Origin of the sequence: Salinispora pacifica CNR114 (assembly GCF_000514775.1) — a bacterium.
Taxonomy (GTDB): domain Bacteria; phylum Actinomycetota; class Actinomycetes; order Mycobacteriales; family Micromonosporaceae; genus Micromonospora; species Micromonospora pacifica.
Window position 1 is genome coordinate 13,070 of record NZ_AZWO01000034.1, and the last position, 20,938, is coordinate 34,007.

15 protein-coding genes, 1 tRNA gene and 2 pseudogenes are annotated in these 20,938 nt (G+C 68.6%); 12 read left to right on the plus strand and 6 right to left on the minus strand.

Annotated elements, in window-relative coordinates; all coding sequences use genetic code 11:
- Window positions 1-78 precede the first annotated feature (78 nt).
- Both B118_RS0119405 and B118_RS0119410 read right to left on the minus strand, forming a co-directional pair.
- Window positions 79-6,372, minus strand: a complete 6,294-nt coding sequence (locus B118_RS0119405) for a type I polyketide synthase (protein ID WP_028193247.1) — start codon at window positions 6,370-6,372, stop codon at window positions 79-81.
- A 24-nt stretch (window positions 6,373-6,396) separates the two neighbouring features.
- Window positions 6,397-6,699: an acyl carrier protein gene (locus tag B118_RS0119410; protein ID WP_018223768.1), complete on the minus strand. Its 303-nt coding sequence runs from the start codon at window positions 6,697-6,699 to the stop codon at window positions 6,397-6,399.
- A 277-nt stretch (window positions 6,700-6,976) separates the two neighbouring features.
- Here B118_RS0119410 and B118_RS0119415 point away from each other — a divergent pair, with 277 nt between their 5' ends.
- Complete coding sequence (locus tag B118_RS0119415; protein ID WP_018810997.1) at window positions 6,977-8,260, plus strand: LLM class flavin-dependent oxidoreductase; 1,284 nt, start codon at window positions 6,977-6,979, stop codon at window positions 8,258-8,260.
- On the plus strand, window positions 8,257-9,063 hold the full coding sequence (locus B118_RS0119420; protein WP_027648498.1) for an alpha/beta fold hydrolase: 807 nt from the start codon (window positions 8,257-8,259) through the stop codon (window positions 9,061-9,063). The genes B118_RS0119415 and B118_RS0119420 overlap by 4 nt, the downstream gene beginning before the upstream one ends.
- 23 nt (window positions 9,064-9,086) lie before the next feature.
- On the opposite strand, the gene B118_RS0119425 is transcribed toward B118_RS0119420, so the two are convergent.
- Window positions 9,087-10,484: a pyridoxal phosphate-dependent decarboxylase family protein gene (locus B118_RS0119425; RefSeq protein WP_028193248.1), complete on the minus strand. Its 1,398-nt coding sequence runs from the start codon at window positions 10,482-10,484 to the stop codon at window positions 9,087-9,089.
- Between the two features lie 180 nt (window positions 10,485-10,664).
- Between B118_RS0119425 and B118_RS31870 the strand changes: the two genes are divergently transcribed.
- The 10 genes and pseudogenes from B118_RS31870 to B118_RS0119465 all read left to right on the plus strand — a co-directional run bounded on the left by B118_RS31870 (window position 10,665) and on the right by B118_RS0119465 (window position 19,090).
- Window positions 10,665-10,747, plus strand: a tRNA-OTHER gene (locus B118_RS31870).
- Between the two features lie 166 nt (window positions 10,748-10,913).
- Window positions 10,914-12,053, plus strand: a complete 1,140-nt coding sequence (locus tag B118_RS0119430) for an acyl-CoA dehydrogenase family protein (RefSeq protein ID WP_026185865.1) — start codon at window positions 10,914-10,916, stop codon at window positions 12,051-12,053.
- Window positions 12,054-12,078: 25 nt separating this feature from the next.
- On the plus strand, window positions 12,079-12,591 hold the full coding sequence (locus tag B118_RS0119435; RefSeq protein WP_018223773.1) for a hypothetical protein: 513 nt from the start codon (window positions 12,079-12,081) through the stop codon (window positions 12,589-12,591).
- On the plus strand, window positions 12,588-13,148 hold the full coding sequence (locus B118_RS0119440) for a flavin reductase family protein (RefSeq protein ID WP_028193249.1): 561 nt from the start codon (window positions 12,588-12,590) through the stop codon (window positions 13,146-13,148). The genes B118_RS0119435 and B118_RS0119440 overlap by 4 nt, the downstream gene beginning before the upstream one ends.
- Before the next feature lie 19 nt (window positions 13,149-13,167).
- The gene (locus tag B118_RS0119445) at window positions 13,168-14,157 is read left to right on the plus strand and encodes a ferritin family protein (protein ID WP_018223775.1); all 990 of its coding nucleotides are present in this window, start codon (window positions 13,168-13,170) and stop codon (window positions 14,155-14,157) included.
- A 30-nt stretch (window positions 14,158-14,187) separates the two neighbouring features.
- Entirely contained in the window at window positions 14,188-14,391 is a 204-nt protein-coding gene (locus B118_RS33915) for a VOC family protein (RefSeq protein WP_420329460.1), read from the plus strand.
- A 47-nt stretch (window positions 14,392-14,438) separates the two neighbouring features.
- A complete protein-coding gene (locus B118_RS0119450) occupies window positions 14,439-15,743 on the plus strand; it encodes a methylated-DNA--[protein]-cysteine S-methyltransferase (RefSeq protein WP_027646061.1) in 1,305 nt (434 codons plus the stop codon).
- 159 nt (window positions 15,744-15,902) lie between these two features.
- Window positions 15,903-17,224 (plus strand): annotated as a pseudogene (locus B118_RS31875) (IS701 family transposase).
- Window positions 17,225-17,256: 32 nt separating this feature from the next.
- Window positions 17,257-17,928 carry an ISAs1 family transposase gene (locus B118_RS30760; RefSeq protein ID WP_080678086.1) on the plus strand — a complete coding sequence of 224 codons (672 nt, stop codon included), beginning with the start codon at window positions 17,257-17,259 and terminating at the stop codon, window positions 17,926-17,928.
- Window positions 17,929-18,139: 211 nt separating this feature from the next.
- On the plus strand, window positions 18,140-19,090 hold the full coding sequence (locus tag B118_RS0119465) for an endonuclease/exonuclease/phosphatase family protein (protein ID WP_026189389.1): 951 nt from the start codon (window positions 18,140-18,142) through the stop codon (window positions 19,088-19,090).
- Window positions 19,091-19,253: 163 nt separating this feature from the next.
- Here the strand turns inward: B118_RS0119465 and B118_RS31880 are convergent.
- The 3 genes and pseudogenes from B118_RS31880 to B118_RS0119480 form a co-directional block, all read right to left on the minus strand.
- A pseudogene (locus B118_RS31880) lies at window positions 19,254-19,523 on the minus strand (transposase); the annotation flags it as partial.
- 158 nt (window positions 19,524-19,681) lie between these two features.
- On the minus strand, window positions 19,682-19,864 hold the full coding sequence (locus B118_RS0119475) for a hypothetical protein (RefSeq protein WP_026270624.1): 183 nt from the start codon (window positions 19,862-19,864) through the stop codon (window positions 19,682-19,684).
- Window positions 19,865-19,880: 16 nt separating this feature from the next.
- Complete coding sequence (locus B118_RS0119480) at window positions 19,881-20,879, minus strand: bifunctional lysylphosphatidylglycerol flippase/synthetase MprF (protein ID WP_018811008.1); 999 nt, start codon at window positions 20,877-20,879, stop codon at window positions 19,881-19,883.
- Between the last annotated feature and the right edge of the window lie 59 nt (window positions 20,880-20,938).

A 20,938-nucleotide genomic window follows, 5' to 3' on the forward strand; every position in this document is an offset into this window, starting at 1 on the left:
CGCGGGAGCCGCGACCAGAACTCGGTCGTGGCGGGTGCCGCCTCCCACCGTGCTGAGGTGGGACGCGGCACCGCGGGTTCAGGCGGTGGTTTCGGTAAGGAGCAAGCCGTCGAGGTACTCCGCCAGCGCCTCAGCCGTGGGGTACTCCAGTGCCACGGACGCCGGCAGTGGCACGCCGAACGCGGACTCCAAGGCGTTCTTCAGCTCGACGCCCACCAGCGAGTCCAGACCCAGCCGGACGAACTCGACAGTGGAATCGACGGCGTCGACGTCGTCGAAGTGCAGTACGGCGGCCACCTTCGCCCGCACGTACTGGTCGATGCTCGCCAGGCGCTGCTCGCTCGGAGCGGTCAGTAGCGCGGCCACGTCGAGCCCGACGGCGGCAGCGTCACCGGTGTCGTCGCGCAGCCGCTGGTAGAGGGCGTTGGCGACCGGCTTGGCGGCGATGAACCGGTCCCAGTCGCACCCGCCGACGACGGCCTGCCCGGTAGGCGTACGCAGCAGGGCGCGCAGCGCCCGCATGCCGACCGCCGGTGTGGTCAACACGATGCCTTCGTCGGACCACCGTTTGATCAGCTGATCGGAGAGGCGGGCCGACATGCCGACCTCACCCCACGGTCCCCAGTTGACGGTCATCCCGCCGTGCCCGGCGGCGAATCGGCGCAGCAGCAGGTCGTCGAGGAATGCGTTGGCCGCCGAGTAGTTGAACTGCCCCGGCGTGCCGACAATCGGCGCCGCCGACGAGTACCCGATCAGGAAGGCCAGCTCGGGCAGGTCCCGGGCCGCCTGGTGCAGCAGCCAGGTGCCGTACACCTTGGGGCGGAACACCTCGTCGATCGACTCCCAGGTCTGGGCAGCGACCGGCGCGTCACGCAGCATGCCCGCCGAGTGCACTATCCCGCCGATCGGGTGCGGCCGGCGACCGATCTCGGCCAGGATCCGGGTCAGGTCGGCCGGCTCGGCCACGTCACCGCGGTGCACGGTCACCTCGGTGGTGGCGCGCAGCCGCTCGACCAAGTCCGCCACGTCCGGCGCGGGGGCGCCGCTGCGCCCGATCAGGGCGATGTGCCGGGCCCCGGCGGCGACCAGCTCGTTGGCAGTCACCAGACCGAGGGCACCGAGCCCACCGGTGACCACGTACGTGCGGTCGGGTCGGATCGGAATCTCCGGCCGGGCCGGCTCCGGCGCGAGGTCGACGACCAGCTTGCCGATGTTCTGACCCCGGCTGAGCACCCCGAACGCCTCTTCCAGCTCATCGAGGGTGTAGGTGGTGGTGCGAATCGGGCTCAGTACCCCTGTGGCGAGCCGATCGGCGATGATCCGCAGCGTCTCGCTGGTGACCCGGACAGCGTCGTCCCACGGCAGCTCACTGAGGTCGAAGTTGTGGTAGCGGAGGTCGGGACGCACCTCGCCAGCCTGTTCGGGGGTCCAGGCGCCGACCTTGCCCATCTCGATGAACCGGCCGCCCGGCGCCAGGCAGGACATGCTGACCGGGATGTAGTCCTTGTTCAGACTGTTGAGCACGATGTCCACGCCGGCGCCGTCGGTGACCCGCATCAGCTCGTCGGCGAAGTCCAATGTGCGCGAGTTCATTACATGCCGGACACCCTGCGCGGTCAACACCTGCCACTTGTGCGGGCTGGCGGTGGCGTACACCTCCGCGCCGGCTGCCTTGGCGAGCTGGACGGCTGCCTGGCCCACCCCGCCGGCTCCGGCGTGGATCAGGACCCGCTCGCCGGCCTTGATGTTGGCGAGCGTGTGCAGAGCATAGTGGGCCGTCACGTACACCGCTGCCACGCCGGCCGCCTCGAGCATGCTCAGGTTGGGCGGCTTACGCACCGCGACCGCCGACGGCACCACGATCCGGCGCTGCAGGCAGCCGAGGTAGTTGACGATCACCTCGTCGCCGACCTGGTGGGTGGCGTCGGGGCCGGCGGCCACGACCGTGCCGGCTGCCTCGAAGCCGAGGGGCTGCTCGCCGTAGGCGCGCAGCATCCCCAGCGCGTTCAACACGTCCTTGAAGTTCAGGCCGGCGGCACGCACCAGAACCTCGACCTGGTCGCCCTCCGGGGCGACAACCGGCGCCGGGATGACCTGCAGGTTGCCGAACTGCCCGTACTCGCGAATGGTGACGGCGACGTTGTCCTCGGGGCCCGCTCCCGTGCTCAGCGGCAGCGGGAGCAACCGACGGACGTGTCGGTGACCGTAGCGGTACGCCACCTGGAACTCGCCGCCGACCGAGGCCGCGATCTCCTCAAGTAGCTGCCGGTAGCCGGTCCTGTCGCCGGGCACATCCACCAGGGTGGTCCGGTACGAGGGGTGTTCGTTGAGCAGCGTGTGCCCGGCTCCCCACAGGCTCGCGGCCGCGACCGGCCGGTCATCGGCGGCGGCGTCCCCGGGCAGCAGTTGGGCCCCCTCGGTGACCAGCCACAATCGCTGCTGCCGGCCGAAGCCGGCGTCGCCGAGCGACCGGATCAGGTCGAGCAGTGCCGTGTAGTTCGCCTTGCACTCCGCACGCAGGGACGCGACGGCTGCTTCGCCGGTCGGTGTGCCGGTTTGCCCGGCCGGCGTCCAGAACCAGCACACGTCGGTGATCCCGCCGGCGGCCACCATCCCGGCGGCCTCGGCGGCATCGGCTGCGGTAACCACGCGAGCCGACTCCACCGCCTGCTCGCCCAGTCCGGACGCCACCGGTCCCGGCGCACCGACCAGTAGCACAGTATGCGGCTGCGGCGTAGCGTTCGGCGGCAGGGACCGCTTCAGCCACCGCTGCTGGTGGGCGATGCCGCGCCGCCGGCTGCCGGCGGCGTTTTCCACCCGCTTCATACCGAGGCCGCGCAGCTCGAACACCGGCTGGTCAGCTTCCAGCGCCAGCAGGTCGATCGAGCGGTCCAGGCCGGCCGGTGGCGCGGGATCGATGCGCATCAGCACCCGCAGTGCGTCGGCCCTAGGCTTCTTGAACATGCTGAACGCCGCGTAGCTCACCGGCAGGTAGCTGTTGCCGTCGTCGCCGATCGCGGCGTACGCGTGGGTGGCACTGTCAGTCAGGTATGGCGGCATGTGCTCCACCGCGCCGGCCCGAACGCCGCGCACCTCGCCGACGGCGAGGTCGGTACCGTGCCGGGCAGCCTTCTGGGTGCGGCGGAACCTGGGCCCGTATTCCAACCCGGCGGCGGCGTACGCGGCGTAGACGGCGTCCTCGCCGAGCACCTCGTCGGGCTCGCCGACGGAGGCTGCCAGTTCCTGCAGCGCCGCCCCGGTCTCCGTTGGCGCGTGCGACGGGTGCCGGGCGATGCGGGCCCGCACATGCACCCGTTCGACGCCGTCGGCGTGGCTGGTGATCTCGGCGATGTGGTCCTCGCCGTCCTCGGTGGCCGGACGGAAGCGGATCCGCACCTGCACGGGTTCGTCGCCCAAGAACAGCGGCTCCGCGATCTGCACGTCGCGAATCTCGTGCCCGGTCTGGCCGAGGACCGCGTCCTGCAGCGCGAGAAGCACCTCCAGGTAGCCGGTGCCGGGAAACACCACGTGACCCATCACCACATGATCGGCGAGGTAGCCCGGCGACGTGGCACTCCACCGGGCCCGGAACTCGCGCATCCCGTCGCCGCCCTCGGTCTCGGCGCCGAGTAGCGGGTGGTGAACGGTTCCGTCACCGGAAGCGCCGCCAAGGCCGTGCCGCGGTCCCTTGATCGGCAACCAGTACCGCCTGCGGTCGAACGGATACGTCGGCAGGTCGATCTTGCCCCGTTCCCTGCCGGAGTGGAATCCGGTCCACGAGATGGTGGCGCCGGCCCGGTAGAGCGCGGCCACCGACTCGCGGATCACGTCACCGTGCTCGTCGCGGCGGTCCAGGCTGGCCAACCACCGGTGGTTCTCCGGCGTCAGGCACTGCCGGGCGAGACCCATCAGGGCGTTGGACGGACCGATCTCGACGAAGTTGTGATTGCCCCGCCGCTCGACACCGCGCATACCGGCCAGGAAGTTGACCGGCTCGCCGATATGCCGCACCCAGTACTCGGGGTCGGCCAGCTCGCTGAAGCGGGCCGGCTTGCCGGTCAGGTTCGACACCACCGTCATGCTCGGCTCGTGGAACTCGATGTCGGTCAGCGCCGCGCGGAACTCGTCGAACACCTCCCGCATCAACGGCGAATGGAAGGCATGCGAGACGGCGAGGGTGGTGACCTTGCGGCTCTGTGCGGTCAGCGCGGCCGTCACCTCGGCGAGCGCGCCCGCGGCGCCGGAGATGACTGTCTGGCTCGGCGAGTTGATACTGGCGACCGCCAGATCGTCGCGGCCGGCCAGCACTTCGGTCAGCTCCTCGGCGGCGCAGTTCACCGCAGCCATGCCGCCCGGCGCGGTGACCGCCTGCATCAGCCGGCCACGGGCGGCGACCAGACGCACCGCGTCCGGCAGCCTGAACAGGCCGGCGACCGTGGCCGCCGCCACCTCGCCAATGCTGTGTCCGATGAGCACGTTGGGCCGGATTCCCCACGACAACCACAGCTGCGCGAGCGCGTACTCCAGGCTGAAGAGCGCCGCCTGCGTGTAGCGGGTCTGCTGCAGGTCCTCGGCGCTGCTCTCCGGTCCGAGCATCAGCCCGACGACCGAGCGGCCGAGTTCGGGGGCGAACAGCCGGTCGCACGCGTCAAGGTGCTCGCGGAAGACCGGGAACTGCCGGTAGAGCGCCTCTCCCATGCCCGGGTACTGCGAGCCCTGCCCGGTGAAGAGGAACGCCACCTTGCGGATCTTCTCGGTGGCGGTGGCCTTGCCGGTCCGCTCGATCTGCTTCGCGAGGAACGCGTCGAGCTGTTCGCGGTCGCGCACAACAGCAGCGGCCCGCAGCGGGAAGTGGGAGCGGCCCACGGTCGCGGTGTAGCAGAGCTCGTCGAGGCGCGTTTCGGGATGCGCGGCGAGGTGCTCCCGGTACCGGCTCAGCAGCTGCGCCAGCGACTGACGGCTCTTGGCCGAGACCACAACGACGTGGTTGCCGGGCAGCTCCACCGGAGGCTCGACAGTGACCGGCGGTGCCTCCTCCAGTACCGCGCTGGCGATGGCGCCGCCGAAGCCGAAGCTGTTGACCAGCGCCCGTCGGACCGGGGCCTGCCAGGGACCGCCCTCGGTCGGGATGTGCACCGGGATCCGGTCCCACGGAATGCGCCCGGAGGGCTTGGTCATGTTGAGATGGGGGAAGAAACTCCTTTCCCGCATCTGCAGCACGCTCTTGACCACGCCGCCGATGCCGGCGACCGGTTCCATGTGCCCGACATTGGTCTTCACCGAGGACACCACCAGCGGCGCGTCCTTGGTGTGATGTGCGGCGAAGACGTCGGTGATGGCGCCCATCTCGATCGGGTCGCCGAGCGCGGTGCCGGTGCCGTGGGCCTCCACGTATTGGATGTCGCCCGGCGTCAACCCGGCGTTGCGCAGCGCGGCGCGCATCACGGCCTCCTGCGCGTTGCCGTTGGGCACGGTCAGGCCGGCGCTCTCGCCGTCCTGACCGATGGCGGTGCCGCGGATAAGCGCAAGGATGGGATCACCGTCGCGCTGCGCGTCGGCCAGCCGCTTGAGCACCAGCGCGCCGCAGCCCTCGGCACGCACGTACCCGTCTGCGGAGTCGTCGAAGGTCTTGCACTGCCCGTCGGGGGCAAGCATGTTGCCGTGGGTGAACATCACCGGGATCTTGGGGTGGTGGATCGCGCAGACCGCTGCGGCCACCGCGATTGGGCACTCGCCACCACGCAGACCCTCCACGGCCAGGTGCAGGGCGGTGAGCGAGGACGCGCAGGCGGTGTCGGTGCTCAGGCTCGGCCCACGCCAGCCCAGGAAGTACGACAGCCGGCCGGCCAACGGGAAGAAGCTGATGCCGGCGGCCAGGTGCCCGTCGACCTCCTCGTAGGGCAGCGAGTCCAGCTCAAGGGCGTAGTCGAAGGAGCTGGCGCCGACGTAGACGCCGCCGCTGCTGTGCCGCAGGGCGGCGGGATCGAGGTTGGCGCTCTCCAGCGCCTCCCAGGTGACCTCCAGCAGCATCCGCTGCTGGGGGTCGACGTACTGCGCCTCCAACGGGGAGATCCCAAAGAACGGCGCGTCGAACTGATCGATCTGGTCGAGGAAGCCGAACCCCGCCGCCCCGATCTTGCCCTTGGCGTCGGGGTCATCGGACCGGAACGCCTCCACATCCCACCGATCCTCAGGCACCGGGCGAATGCCGTTGCCGCCGCGGGTGAGGAACGCCGCAAACTGGTCGAGTGACTCGTTGCTGCCCGGGAACCGGATGCCGGCTCCGATGATGGCGATCGGCTCACGACTCGCGCCAGGATCGGCACCATGGTCCCGGACCGCCGTCGGCTGCGTGTCAGAATTGGTGGACACGGCGCCGCCTCCTTACCTTCTGTGCTATGTGGCCGACAGACGCAGGAGGTCGTCGGCTAGGTAGTTGACGAACTGCTTGAGGGTTGGCCGGTTGAACACAACTGTGGCGCTGATGGGGCAACCAAGCAACGTTTCGAGTTGTTCCTTCACATCAGCGATGATGAGCGACGTGCAGCCCAGGTCAAAAAAACTGGTTTCCGCTGGAAATTCTTCGTCCTCCTCCATAAGAAGCGTGGCGCGGAACTGCTCCGCGACGATCACCTCGAGAGCTTCGCGGCGCTCGTGTCGAGGCAGCTCCCGCAACTCCAGCACCGTTTCCGGGGTCATCAAGGCTCTCCCATTTACCGGCTACGTGCCCGCGGCTCCCCCGTCGCGGTTGTGGTCTATCAGCAAGTCAAGCAGTTGCCGCTGACCGCCGACTGACGACCGGGTGATACGGCGGCTAGGCTCCAATCAGTGGCGGATCAGCATCGGGTCAGCGGCGGATGCGAAGGTGACACCAACCGCCCGCGTCCGGTATTTCCGCCCTGAGTGGGCACATACGGCAGGCACCTTTGCCTTCTCGCGGACGGGTGAATCGGTTGATCTATTGCCGGAGGGCGACGTGAGGATAACGCTGTTCGAGCAGGCACCGTACCGCTATCTCCCGGCGGATTTCGAGGAGCGGTTCGACTCGGTCTGCGACACGCCGTACGCGCTGGTCGATCCGCGCCGCATGTACGAGTCGATGCGCTCGTTTCTGGACGAGCTGATGGTCGGGGCCCGCTCCGGTTTCGACGCGCTCCTGGTCACTGAGCACGGCCAAAGCGCCTACGACGTGACGCCCAATCCCGACATCGTCGCCGGTGCACTCGCATACGCCACCGAGTTGGAGGGGCTCAACGTCGGGATCATGCCACTGGGCCGCACGTTGGGTAAGACCCATGAGCCGGTCCGGGTGGCCGAGGAGTACGCACAGCTCGACGTGATGAGCGGTGGCCGACTGATCGCGGGCTTTCCGATCGGCCTGGGCTACGACGTGACGATCAACAACGGCGTGCCACCCATCGAGGCACGGGGACGCTACGAGGAGAACCTCGACCTGGTGCTGCGCGCCTGGAGCGACCCAGCGCCGTTTCCGTGGAACGGTCGGTACAGCCGCTATCCCCAGGTCAACATCTGGCCGCGGCCGTTGCAGCCGCGTCCGCCGCTGTGGGTCACCGGCATCGGCAACCCGCGCACGATGCAGATGACGCTCGACCGGGACTTCGGCTTCAACTACTTTGGCTTCTCCGGCGCCAAACTGACCGGCAGGCGCATCTTTCCCCGGTTCTGGGAGCTGGTCGAGCGCGCCGGCCTCCCGGCCAACCCGTATCGGGTGGGCTTCCTACAGACCATCGCGGTAGCCGACACCGACACCGAGGCGGACCGCCGGTACGCCGAGCACGCCGAGTACGCATTCCGCAAGGGCCTCGGTTCGATCCCTGGCCACCTGCTCGGTATCCCCGGCGGGATTGACATTCAGGGCCTGCGGGCGGTCTTCGCCGACCCCGGTGACGTCGGCATGTCGCGGCAGATGCGCGGGGCGTCCTACCGAGAGCTCGTCGAGGCCGGCGCGGTGATCGCCGGTAGCCCGGAGACCGTGGCGGAGCAGCTGTTCGCCTTCTGCCGGGAGCACCGGATCGGCAACCTGCACGCCATGCTCGGTTTCGGCTCGCTCCCCACCGAGCTGGTCCGCGAAAACATCCAGCTGTTCGCGGAGGCGGTCGCGCCGCGACTCCGTCAGTTGTGGAGCGACACGGACCACGCCCACCACTGGTGGCCCGAGCGCCTGGGTGGCAGCCCTGTTACGACGACCGCCGCACCCGCCACCACGTCAGACAACCACAATGAGAGGACCGTCGCATGAGCACCAGCTTGCCTTCGGTACGTCGCGAGGCGGTCACCGTCCTCGGCGGACGGCTCACGGTCGAGGTGCAGATCGCCGGCGCGGGTGCGCCCCTGGTCTACCTGCACCAGGCCGGTGGCTTCGGTTGGGATCCGTTGCTGTGGCACCTGACCGAGCGGTACACCGTGTACGTCCCGGAGTTCCCCGGAACCAGTCCCGACGACCCGCACGCCATCCGGCAGATAGCGGATTGGTCGGACCTGGTGCTGGCCTACCAGGAGATGATCGGACAGCTCGGGTTGCAGCGCCCGGTACTGGTCGGGGCCTCGTTCGGCGGGATGCTCGCCGCTGACCTGGCCGCGCACTTCCCCGAACTGCCGGGCCGGGTGGTACTGCTGGCCCCACTCGGGTTGTGGCTCGACGACGCCCCCGTCGTCAACTGGAACGCCGTAGCCCCGGACAAGCTGCCGGCGCTGCTGTTTCACAACCTCTCCAGCGACCTGGTCAAGACGGTCCTGCAACTGCCCACCGATCCAGAGCAGATGCGCGCCAGGATGGTTGCCCAAATCTGGGCGTACGGTTGCAGCGGCAAGTTCGTGTGGCCGTTTCCGGAGCACGGGCTGCGCCGCCGGCTGCACCGGATCACCGTCCCCGTGCTGCTCGTTTGGGGACGTCAGGACCGCATCGTCGACGTCCAGTACGCCAAGGAGTTCGCCGCGGTGGTCAGCGACTGCACGGTGGCCGTGCTGGCGGAGTGCGGACATCTGATCCAGCTCGACCAGCCGCAGCTCACCATGGCGACGCTGGACAATTTCCTCGCCTGAGCTGACCGCGGCGTCGCCACCGCCTACGGGTGCAGGACCTCAGTCACGGTGGCCGCGATGCGCACGGCGGTGTGGTCGACGTCCGCCGCGGTGGTCTGCCACGAGCTCACCGAGATCCGCATCGCGGCAGAGCCCTGCCACATCGTGCCACCGAACCAGCAGTCGCCGGAGTTCTGCAGCCGCCGGATGACGGTTCGGGTGACCTCATCGTCGTCACCGAAGCGCACCAGCACCTGATTGAGCGGGCCGTCGTTGAGGACCCGCACCCCCGGGACGTCGCGCAGGTGGTCGGCGAAGCGTCGGGCCAGTGCGCAGCACCGCTCCACCTGCTCGGCGACCCCGCTACGGCCGAGCGTGCGCAGCGTCGCCCAGACCGGCAGACTGCGGGCCCGACGGGAGAAGTCCGGCACCCAATCGATCGGATCACGTTCACCAGGTGCGGGGTCCGGAAGGTAGCCAGGTCGGACGCTGAGCATCGCGGCGCGATGGGCATCCGGGTTCGCCACGAAGACCAGTCCGCAGTCGTACGGCACGTTCAGCAGCTTGTGTGCGTCGGAGGCCCAGGAGTCCGCGTGCTCCACCCCGGCGACCAGGTGGCGCAGTTTGGGGCTGGCGGCCGCCCACAGCCCGAACGCCCCGTCCACGTGCACCCAGGCGTCGTGCTCATGAGAGATGTCGCAGACCGCGCCAACCGGGTCGACGGCCCCGGTGTTCACATCACCGATCTGGGTGCAGACAATCGTCGGGCCCTCGCAGGTGCGCAGGATCTCCGGCAGCCGGTCGGCGAGCATCCGGCCGTGAGCGTCGGTGGGCACGAGCCGGGTGTTGGCCACCCCGAAGCCCAGATAGCGCAGCGCCAGGTCAACGGTGAGGTGGCGCTGCTCCGAGGCGACCACGTTGACCAGTGGCGCGCTCTGGAGCCCGTCGCGTTCCACGTCCCAGCCGACCTCTTCCAGCACGTTGTGCCGGGCCGCCGCCAACGCGGCGACGTGCGCCATGGCGCAGCCGGTCGGAAAACCGACGGAGGTACCTGGCGGAAGACCCAGTAGGTCGACCAGCCACTCCGCGGTCACCTGCTCGGCGGTGGCCACGGCCGGGCCGAGGTCGTACACGCCGCTGTTCTGATCCCAGGCGCTGACCAGCCAGTCGGTTGCGATGGACACCGGGTGAGTGCCGCCGACGACGAAGCCGAAGAACCGGGGCCCGGAGCTGGCGACCACGCCGCCCTCCTCGGCCGCCTGGTTCAGCAGCGCGATCGTCTGCTCGGCCGGGGACGGGCCCTCGGGCATGGTGCCGCCGAGCAGCCGCACCAGCTGCTTCGGGCTGGCGGTCGCGCCGACGCGTCGGGTGGGCAGACTGTCCAGATAAGCGGTGGCGTAGCCGGCGGCGAGACCGAGCAGCCGATCATGCGCATTATCCATGCACCCGACGATATCGACCGGTTCCTGATCGGACGCTGACCGAAACATTCCTCCGGCGAGGCACACCGAACCGGGGAACGACGTCAGTTGGGCGTCAGTATCGGGTCAGGACCACTCTGCGATGATTGTCTCAGCAAGGCGGCGGGAGATCTCACCAGCGGAGCCGGCCGCCGCGCTGAGGGAGAGGTGCCCAGAGCGGCCTATTGGGGTCCGGGTCACCGGAAGGGCTTCGGCCCACGCAGGTTCGAATCCTGCCCTCTCCGCACAATACAGCGAGCGCCCGGGTACGCCCGGGCGCTCGCTGTATTCCTACCCGATTTTGCTCTTGTCAAGACGGCGTCAGTTTTCGGTCAGCGCAGTTTGTCAGATTGAAAACGGGCTCGAAACACGTGGCTGGACGGTGCCTTTCGACATCAGGGAGTGTTACAGATGCGTTCTCTCACGGTGGCACGGGAAGTGTGCGAGCGGTTCCATCCCGGGTTGCTCGCGGCGTTGGAGCGGATGCCGCTGCACGAGCGCGAGGCTGAAGGCAGTCGCGTCGTCGAGGTGTTCCGTGCGCACGGCGGTCCGGGGCTGCTGGTGCCCCGGCAGCACGGTGGATCAGCCGCGGATCCCCTGGACGCGGTACGCGTACAGCGGGCGGTGTCGGCGTTGTCGCCGTCGCTCGGCGTGGGCCTGGCCATGCATCACTTCACCGTCGCCATGTTGTTCGCGCTCGCCGAGACTGCCGGGCGGCTGACTGACGCGCAGCTGAAGGTGCTTTCGGGTATCGCCAGCGACGGACTGCTACTCGCCTCCGGCTGGGCGGAGGGACGTACCGATCAGAACATCCTGCTGCCGTCTGTCGTGGCGCGGCCGACCGACGGCGGCTATCTGGTCAACGGCAGCAAGAAGCCGTGCAGCCTGTCGGCGTCGATGAACATCCTGACCGCCAGCGTTGCGCTCCCCGGACCGGACGGCCGTAACAACCTGGCCCTGCTGTTGATCCCTGCCGGATCGGCGGGCATCAGCACGACACCGTTCTGGGTCAGCCCGATCCTCGCCGCCGCGCAGAGCCACGAGGTGCGGCTGGAGAACGTCTTCGTCCCGCAGGAACTGGTCATCCAGAGCACCGCCGAGGACGAGAGCCGGCTCGACGACCTGCAGACCGTCGGCTTCACCTGGTTCGAGTTGCTGGCCACGTCCATCTATGTCGGTGCGGCTTCGCACCTGGTGGCGCAGCTGGTGGCGACCGGCCGGGGCAGCGTCTCGGACCGGGTCGGGGTGGCCCGGCGCCTGGAGGCTGCGGTCGACCTGGTGGAAGGCGCCGCCCGGGCGATGAACGACGGGGTCACCGGCGACGAGGCGGTGGCGTCCGTACTCGTGGCCCGGTACGCGGTGCAGGATCTGCTCGCCGTCGCGGTCAACGACGCCGCCGAACTGTTAGGCGGGTTGACCTTCATGCGCACCTTCGACGTCGCGTACCTGATATCTGCCGTGCGGGCCCTGGCGTTCCACCCACCGTCGCGCACCAGCACCGTCGAGGCGCTCGGTGACTACTTCGCCGGCGCTCCGCTCAATCTGTCGTAACCGCCGATCGCGAGGGAGGACCACCATGGACCAGAAGAATCCGTACGAGTCGCCGCTGACGTTCCGTCTACACCGTGCCGAATACCTGGTGGGCTTCGCGATCTCGATCGTGCTGATCCTCGTCCACTTCGACGAGATTCGTTGGATCCCCTTCATTGCCTTGTTCGCGATCATCGACCTGGTGGGCTACATCCCCGGGGCCATCGCGTTCCGCCGCAGCCCGGACGGGCGGATCTCGAAGGTCTACTACGTGCTGTACAACACTATGCACAGCCTGATCACCCAGACCGCCCTGGTCGGTCTGTGGCTGTGGCTGATCGGCCCGGAGTGGGCCCTGTTGGCGATTCCGTTCCACATTTTCGGCGACCGCGGGGTGTTCGGTAACTTCCTTAAGCCGTTCGGCCGGCCCTTCGAGCCTGTCCCCAACGCCGCGTACGACCGGATCGTCGCGATGCTGCGGGCCCGCTCGGCCGGGACCAGCCGGGTGCCCGCCCCCGAGGAGCCGGTTTCGGTCGGCAGTGTCGGGGCGGCGCGGTGACCGACCAGGTACGGGAGCGCGGTGCCGTCGCCGGCGGGGAGGTGGTCGATCTCGGGTCGCCGGCCCGCTCCGCGCTGCGCCGGTTGGCCTCGGGGGTGACGGTGCTGACGGTCCACCAGGACGGCGCCGCGCACGGCGCGACGGTCAGCGCGATCGTCGCCGTCTCCCGCGATCCGCTGGTGCTCGGTGTCGCGCTGCGCGTCTCGTCGACGTTCACTGCCCTGACCGAGAAGGCTGGCGCCTTCTGCGTCAATGTGCTGGGCCGATACCAGATGGACCTGGCCACCCACTTCGCCGATCCGTTGCGGCCCACCGGCGACGCCCAGTTCCACAACCTGACCTGGCATCCGGATCCGCACACCGGGGCGCCGCTGATCGACGGGTGTCTGTCCCACCTGTCCTGCCGCGTCCGTGAACTGCACCCGGTGGGTGACCACGATTTGATCTTCGCAGATGTCGTGGAGGGCCGGCACCACCGGGGCGAGCCGCTGCTGTCGTACGCCGGCCGCCTGTACCCCCACGTCTCCATGCCCCTGCCCCCGAGTCAACAGAGCTGACCAAGAGGAGCTGATCACTATGACCGATGTGGTTGCCACCGAAGCGGACTTCGACCACGCGCCCGGCCTGCTGGACGGTGCCGCCAACCTGGCCCTGACCGTGGAGCAGTGTGACGTCGGCTACTGGTTCCGGGAGGTGGCCCAGGGAACCCTGCGCGGTCGGCCTCTCGGCTACTCCGGCGAACTGGTCACCCCCGACTACATGCGCGAGCCCGGCCCGCTCAACGAGGCGCTTCGCCTGGAGCTGGCGTACCGCGCGCTGGATGAGGAGGCCGCGACCCGGGTTCTGGCCTACTACGTAACGACCGCCCCCGACATTCCCGAACTCGAGTTCTTCAGCACCCAGCTGCTGGACGAGGCCCGCCACCATATGATCTTCAGGAATCACCTGCTCAACGTGGGTGTGCCCAAAGGCGAGCTGATGGACTTCGTGCGCCGTGCCGGCGCGGAATACCAGCGCCGGGTGCTGCGACCGGTGCAGGACTTCGCGATCACGCTCGTGCGGGACGAGGGGGACTTCGTCGGCGCGGTCATCGCCTTCGCGGTCATCATCGAGGGGATCCTGGCAGCCTCCACCGAACTCAGCGAACGCAAGTGGGGGGTGCTGGACCCGGTCGCGGGGGAGATCGCCCGGGGTGCCTCCATCGACGAGATTCGTCACCTGACGGTCGGCAGCTCGTACGTACGGGACCACCTGATCAAGCACCCGGAGGATCGGGGGCACGTGCTCGAGGTGCTGCGCCGAGGCCGACAACTGTGGGATCAGCTGGAGGACGAGGAGTTCGTCATGCACCGGGAGCGGCTGTTCCAGGAGGGTATGCAGCCGCATGCCGAGGCGTTGCGCGACTACGAGATCTTCCCGGGACGCCGGCTGATCGACACCACACCGCAGGAGCGTTGGGACCTGGCGGCGCAGTGGAACGACGATCTGGCCGACGCCCGGCTGAGGTTCATGGGCCTGCCGGAGGCGATCGATCTGCTGCGGGCCAGGGCTGCCCGGATCATGTGAGGGGCGACCGAGCGGTCGACGCGGCCAGTGATGGGCGACCGGGGTTCGTACCTGCGCAGCGTGTCCCGGAACGGCGCAAGGCCAAACCGGGTACACATTGCTATGCTGACTGTAGATCTTGATAAAGAGGTCAAGCGCATCCGCGATCTGGGCGCGACCGAAACCGCCGATCTCCGGTCCGACGGTTGGGCCATGCTGACCGCCCCTGGAGGCAGCCAATTCTGCGCCAAGTGAAATGTCGCGAGCGCGTTCTGCTTTCCGGTACGGAAGTGAGGAGCCACATGGGTGCCGACATGGGCTTCGCGATGTTCGATACGGCGATCGGTCGGTGCGCGATCGCGTGGTGCGGCGATCGCGTCGTGGGCACCCAACTCCCCGAGACGAACAGCGCCAAGACCCGACAGCGGATGCAGACCCGGTTTCCCCGCACGCGGGAGGGCAATCCGCCGGCCGACATCGCCCGGGTGGTGCACGACCTGGTGGCCCTGCTGTCCGGGCAACCGAGCGACCTCGGCGCCGTTCCGCTGGACCTCGACGGGCTGCCACCGTTCCGCCGCCGGGTCTACGAGGCTGCGCGACGGATCCCGGCCGGCGGCACCGTGACCTACGGGGCGCTTGCCCGCACCATCGGCGCGCCCGGCTCCGCCCGTTCCGTGGGGCACGCGCTGGGGCGCAACCCGTTCCCCCTCATCGTCCCGTGTCACCGGGTCGTCGCCGCCAACGGCCGGCCCGGCGGCTTCACGGCGGCGGGTGGCGTGGACATCAAACTGCGACTCCTGGACATCGAGAACGCCGCGCCCACCAACGCTGCGCCGGCCAGGACCACCTCCGCGAGGAGCGCGCCGGACAAGACGCGGTCGAAGAAGAGAGCGTCGGCCACGACCGCGTCGGCGGCCGGCGGCGCCGCGATCCCGCTGGCCGGCGCGGAGACACCCCCGGGCCGGCTCGGGTTCGACCCGGCGGCTGCGGTCGCGTGCCTGCGCCGCGCGGACCAGGTCCTCGCCGCGCAGATGCCCCGGCTGGGGCCCTTCGACCTGCCGGTACGGCCGACCTTCTCGGTGTTCGACATGCTTGCCGAGGCGATCGTCCACCAGCAGTTGAGCACCCGGGCTGCAGCGACCATCTTTGGCCGGCTGCGCGCGCTCGGCGCGGGGGCCGACGGCCGGCCCACCCCGGCCCGGATCCTTCGTGCCAGCGAGGACGAGTTGCGGGCGGTCGGGCTGTCCCGGGCCAAGGTCCTCGCCCTGCACGACCTCGCCAACCGTGCCGACCGCGGAGCCCTACCCGGGCTCGAAGAGCTGGCCGGGATGGACGACGACAGCATCGTCGCCCGGCTGACGGAGGTACGCGGCATCGGGCGGTGGTCGGCGGAGATGTTCCTGATCTTCCGGCTTGGCCGCCCCGACGTCCTGCCGCTGGCCGACCAGGGTCTGCGGCGGGGCGTCGGGCTGCTCTACGGGATAACTCCGATCCCCACCCCGGAGCAGGTAGCGGATCTGGGGGAACGGTGGCGGCCGTACCGGACAGTGGCCAGCTGGTACCTGTGGCGGGTGGTCGAACTGGAGCGGAACCCGGTAGTCGGATGAGCCGCACCGGGCCCCTACGGAAGCCGCCGTTTGAGATTTTGCTGGTGAACCGGGGTGGATGCGGGGCGGCCACCGCGTGATCGTCTATGCGTTGTGGACACAAAATCAGATCTGGCGGTGGCCGCGTGCCACAGCGTAGCTGTTGGTCGGTGGGAACGGGTGTTGGCCGAGGTGCTCGGCTGCTTCGCGGGCCGGTTCGGTCGGGTGGAGCCGCGGCGGGCGGCGGGACAGTTCGTGACGGGGCTGCTGTCCGACGTTGAGGTCAAGACGTGTTGGCAGTTGGCGGAGCGAGCGGGACACGCTCGGCCGGATGCGATGCAGCGGTTGTTGTATCGGGCGGTGTGGGATGCCGACGCCGTGCGTGACGACCTGCGGCAGTTGATCGTCGACCGGTTCGGCGGCCCGGACGCGGTCCTGGTCGTTGACGAGACCGGTGACCTGAAGAAGGGTGTGCACACGGTCGGGGTGCAGCGACAGTACAGCGGTACGGCGGGGCGGATCGAGAACAGCCAGGTCGGGGTGTTCCTGGGCTACGCCGGCGCCGATGGGCACACCCTGATCGACCGGCGAGTGTATCTGCCGGCGTCGTGGACCGACGACCGGGACCGCTGCGCAGCTGCCGGCGTGCCCGAGGACATCGAGTTCGCGACCAAGCCGGAGTTGGCCGGCGAGATGATCACCGCGGCGCTGAAGGCGGGGTGCCGGCCGGGTGGGGGGCCGCGGACGAGGCTTACGGCAACAGCAGTGTCTTCCGCGCTGGCCTGCGTGAACACGCACTCGGTTACGTCCTTGCGGTCTCGTGCAGCCACGTGGTGCCCATCGACGGCGGCAAGACCGGCCTGCGCGTCGACCGGATCGCCGCTGATCTGCCGAACTCGGCGTGGCATCGCCGCAGCGCGGGCGCCGGGTCCAAAGACCCACGCTTCTACCACTGGGCCTGGCTCGATGACGTGTGCACCGACGCCGACCCCGACGACGGCGGCCAGCACAGCCTCCTGATCAGGAAGAACACCACCACCGGTGAACTGGCCTTCTACCGCTGCTGGACCCCGAAACCCGCCACCCTCACCCAACTCGTGCGGGTCGCGGGCATCCGCTGGAGCATCGAGGAAAGCTTCCAGAGCGCCAAGAGCCAGGTCGGTCTGGACCAGCACCAGGTCCGCCGCTGGGACTCCTGGCACCGGTTCACCACCCTCACCCTGGCCGCCCTCGCCGTCCTGACGATCTGCGCAGCCGACGCAGCCGACGCAACCGACGCCGTCGACCAGGGCCACACCGATACCGGCCTGATCACACTCACGGTCAACGAGATCCGCCGCCTGATCAACGCCTGTATTATCCGCCCGATCAATGACCTCACCCACCGTTTGCACTGGTCAGGCTGGCGACGACGACATCAAGCACGAGCCAGACGAGCCCACTACACACGCCGCCTCAACCTCGAACCCAGCCATGATCCCGAACGGCGACAGCCGTACTAGCGCAGGTTCAGGTCGCGGCGAAGTCGAACGAAATCCCGGCGTTCGCCCCGCTGCTGGAGCAGGTCAAGGTCCGGCTGGGCGGCCTGGCGGGCGTGGTCATCGTCGCGGACGCGCTGCATACGCAGATCGCCCACGCCCGAGCCGTGGCCACTGCCGGCGGGGACCTGTACGTGTCGGTCAAGGCCAACCAGCCGACCTTGTACGCCCCGCTCAAGCACCTACCCTGGGCCCAGGTGCCGATCGGGGACCAGCACCGCGACACCGGACACGGCCGCCGTGAGACCCGCACCGTCAAGGCGTTGACCCTCCAGACACCCGGCGGCATCGGCTTTCCCCATGCCCAGCAGGCCGTCCGGATCACCCGCACCCGCATGATCACCGGCAAGCGCACCCGGGAGACGGTCTATCTGGTGGCCTCACTGCCCACCCCCCACGCCCAGCCTGCTGACCTGCAGCAATGGGCCCGCCTGGAATGGCACATCGAGAACCGGTTGCACTGGGTCCGCGACGTGGCCTTCGGCGAGGACGCCCACCGGGCACGGACCGGCACCGGACCCGCCGTCGCGGCCGTCCTCCGCAACACCGCCACCGGATTCCACCGCGGCAACGGCGAGACCAACATCGCCCGAGCAACACGCCGCGCCAACCGCCGCCCCCACGACCTCATCGACGCCGTGACCAGCAGCTACCCCACTACGCAATGACCCTGCCACACCCAGCCCCCAGACCATGGTCAAGAAGCTCCACGAACGCGGGGCTAGCTCAACCCCGTGTGGCGACACGGGACAGCGGGCTTCGGCCCATAAAGTACGATGAGCGCTCACTTCCCGCACGATCGCTTCGAGGTAAAGCCCCCAAGGAGTCAGATTGTCCAACCTCAAGAAATCACTAGTCTCAGCATTTTTGGCGGGCACCGTGGCCGCTGGCTTCGCCCTCGCGCCTAGCGCGTCCGCTGTCGCCAGCACGACCACTACGTACAACACTTGGCAGTGGAACGTCGCCGGTAACACAATGCACCACGGCTCGACGACCGACGGCATGGTGAGTGGCGCCGTCTCGTCGATCGTCAACCGCAGCGCGGACTTTGTCGCCTTCAATGAGCTGTGCTGGGGCCAGTACAAGGCGATTCAGGCCGGGCTCAAATCAGCCGGCTGGCCCGTGGACACGACGAACTACTCCCGGTTCGCGACGAGCCGTGGCCCAACGGCCGGCATCTGCAACGGCAATGAGGACTTCGGCAACGCGATCTTCAGCCGGCAGCCGCTGGGATTCGCGCGCAAGTTCACCCTGCCGTCCGACGGCTCCAACGAGCGGCGCACCCTACTCTGCGACAACCTTGTCAGCGCGCCCCGGGTCCGCTTCTGTACCACCCACATCACCACCAGCGGTGCCGCCGGCTCGAACGGGCTGCCCAACAATGTCAACCAGTTGAACTACGTGCTGGATCAGATGGAGACCTACTACGCTGCCGGTGACACCGTAATCATTGCCGGCGATTTCAACGCCCAGCCGCACTACGGCCGTCTCAACAATTGGTACTCCACCACCTTGAACACCGTGAACAACGGCGGCAACAAGGGGCACTATCGGGAACTCGACGACAATGACAGCGGCAACTGCATTGGCTATGGTGAGTGGACAGCGACCGGCACCCCCGGTGCCACGCCGCCCTGCGCGAGCTCAAAGCCGTTGGCCAAGATCGACCTGACGTTCGTGCGGGAGGACAAGATCGTCGGTGGGTACCGCGGTGACTCGCTCAGCATCTCGACCAGCTGTACCGGCATCCCGGCGACCCCCAACTACCCGGCGGGCTCCTGCTCCGACCACCGGATCACGATCGGCACGGTGACTGTTGTGACGAACTGAGGGTTCCTATTCGAGATCGCGATGGTTCTGCTGCCCCAGCGGATCCGATGGCTGCGCGCTCGCGGCTCCGACCAGTGGTAATGAACAAGACCAAGTACCGCGACAACACCTACCGACAGATTCTCCTGACCACCGATGTCTTGACCGAAACGGGCCGGGCCGACTTCAGGTCACCGGTGTCATCGACGACCAGGACGCCGTCGGGGTCGCCGAGCCGGTCGACGACGACACGGCGTACGTCGTCGCGGACCGCGTCGGCGTCCCACTTCGCCCGGTACAGCAGCCGTTGCATTCTGTCCGGGAGGGCGTGTCCGGCCTGTTCGGCAAGCTGCCAGCAGGTTTTGACCTCCAGCCCGGCGAGCAGGCCGGTGACGAAGCCGGCCGCCGCCCGCCGGGGCTCGACCCACGCGAACCGGCTCGCGAACGAGTCGATCACCAGGTCGCTGATCTGCCGCCATCGGGCAGGCTCTACGCTGTGGCTCTCGGCCACCGCAAGGTCTGAAGTTGTGTCCACAACGAACAGATGATCACGCGGTGGCCGAGCCCTGTTCCCGGGGTCTGCAGCTCAGATCACGAATGGCGGCTGCCGGGTTAGGACGACGCACCGGCGTCGTGGGCGCGGCGCATCAACTTCTCCAGTTCGGCGAGCACCTGGTCGGCCGTGGCACCCGCCGCCCGGTCGTCCGGTGCGGCGGCGCAGGCCCCGAAGCACTCGGCCAGTCGTTCGCTGAGGGCCTCGATCTCGGTGTTGGACACGTTGACCTCCCTAAACATCTTGTTGGGGCAGGGCTCACACGGCGTTGCAGGCGCGGAAGATCGCGACCAGGGCGGGGATACTCGCCCCGTGCTGGAAGCCGATGTACTCACCCGTGATGTGGCTGGGGGCCCACTTCTGCTTGTACGCCAGTTGGGTCTGTGCGGGGTAGACCGCCTCCCCGTGCTGCCACAGGTAGCGCATGAACTGATGGAAGGCGCGGCTGTGGTCACCAAACCGGGGCAGCCTGTCCAACTCGGTGAACGGCGTGAAGCCGAAGTGCAGCCAGTGCACGCCCTCGGCGATGAACGTGTCGATCGCCGCCCGGTTGATCGCCTCCATCGTGCCGGGCGGTGCCTCTGGCTGGCGGCGGGTCAGGTCGTGCAGCCATCCCTGGTGGGCGCCGTACACCGGCGAGTAGGTGATGTAGCCCATGAGTCGGTCGCCGATGGCCGCCACGAACAGCCGGCGTAGCGACTGGTGGCGGTCGCCGTACTGGCCCACCAGGAATTCCAGTGGTTTGGCACCAGCACCCTTGCTGCCCAGCCAGGCGGCGTCCAGCGCCTGCATCCGCTCGTACCAGTCCGCCAGCGGTGCCTCCCGGGCCACGAGGCCGGTTCGGTGGGCCCGAGAGATCTTGTTGCGGAGCTGCATGAACGCCGTCCCGCGCAGCGAGAACCGGGTCAGGTCGACGGCGAACGAGGCGCCCATCTGGTTGACCGTGAATCCGCCGGCTACGTAGTCGGGGGCGTCGGCGGCCTGGATCTGTACGGCGACCACCTCGCGATCGCGCTCGGCGGCGAACGCGACGAACGCGTTCAGCAGCTTGCCGCGGTCGCCCGGTGCGGCGAAGGGGCCGGCGAACTGCACCAGGTACCGCCCCGCCTCGCGGTAGACGATGACGCCCGGGATCCCCTCCGCGTGGAAGTACCGGTTACCCGAGTTCAACGCTAGGAATGCACTCGGATTGTCTGACTCCGTATAGTCCTGGAGCGCTGCCAGGACGATATCGGATTCGCTGGGTGAACCGTTCATAATGTCGTCCCATCTGACGCGGTGGCCGATCCAGTTATTGCACAGGTGAGTGCTGCGGA

Excerpts from the sequence above, each read along its gene's own strand:
- B118_RS0119410 (WP_018223768.1), bottom strand. The coding sequence starts at position 6,699 with ATGACCCCGGAAACGGTGCTGGAGTTGCGGGAGCTGCCTCGACACGAG.
- B118_RS33915 (WP_420329460.1), top strand. The coding sequence starts at position 14,188 with ATGGGCGACCGGGGTTCGTACCTGCGCAGCGTGTCCCGGAACGGCGCA.
- B118_RS0119445 (WP_018223775.1), top strand. The coding sequence starts at position 13,168 with ATGACCGATGTGGTTGCCACCGAAGCGGACTTCGACCACGCGCCCGGC.
- B118_RS0119430 (WP_026185865.1), top strand. The coding sequence starts at position 10,914 with ATGCGTTCTCTCACGGTGGCACGGGAAGTGTGCGAGCGGTTCCATCCC.
- B118_RS0119420 (WP_027648498.1), top strand. The coding sequence starts at position 8,257 with ATGAGCACCAGCTTGCCTTCGGTACGTCGCGAGGCGGTCACCGTCCTC.
- B118_RS0119480 (WP_018811008.1), bottom strand. The coding sequence starts at position 20,879 with ATGAACGGTTCACCCAGCGAATCCGATATCGTCCTGGCAGCGCTCCAG.
- B118_RS0119435 (WP_018223773.1), top strand. The coding sequence starts at position 12,079 with ATGGACCAGAAGAATCCGTACGAGTCGCCGCTGACGTTCCGTCTACAC.
- B118_RS0119425 (WP_028193248.1), bottom strand. The coding sequence starts at position 10,484 with ATGGATAATGCGCATGATCGGCTGCTCGGTCTCGCCGCCGGCTACGCC.
- B118_RS0119450 (WP_027646061.1), top strand. The coding sequence starts at position 14,439 with ATGGGTGCCGACATGGGCTTCGCGATGTTCGATACGGCGATCGGTCGG.
- B118_RS0119475 (WP_026270624.1), bottom strand. The coding sequence starts at position 19,864 with ATGTTTAGGGAGGTCAACGTGTCCAACACCGAGATCGAGGCCCTCAGC.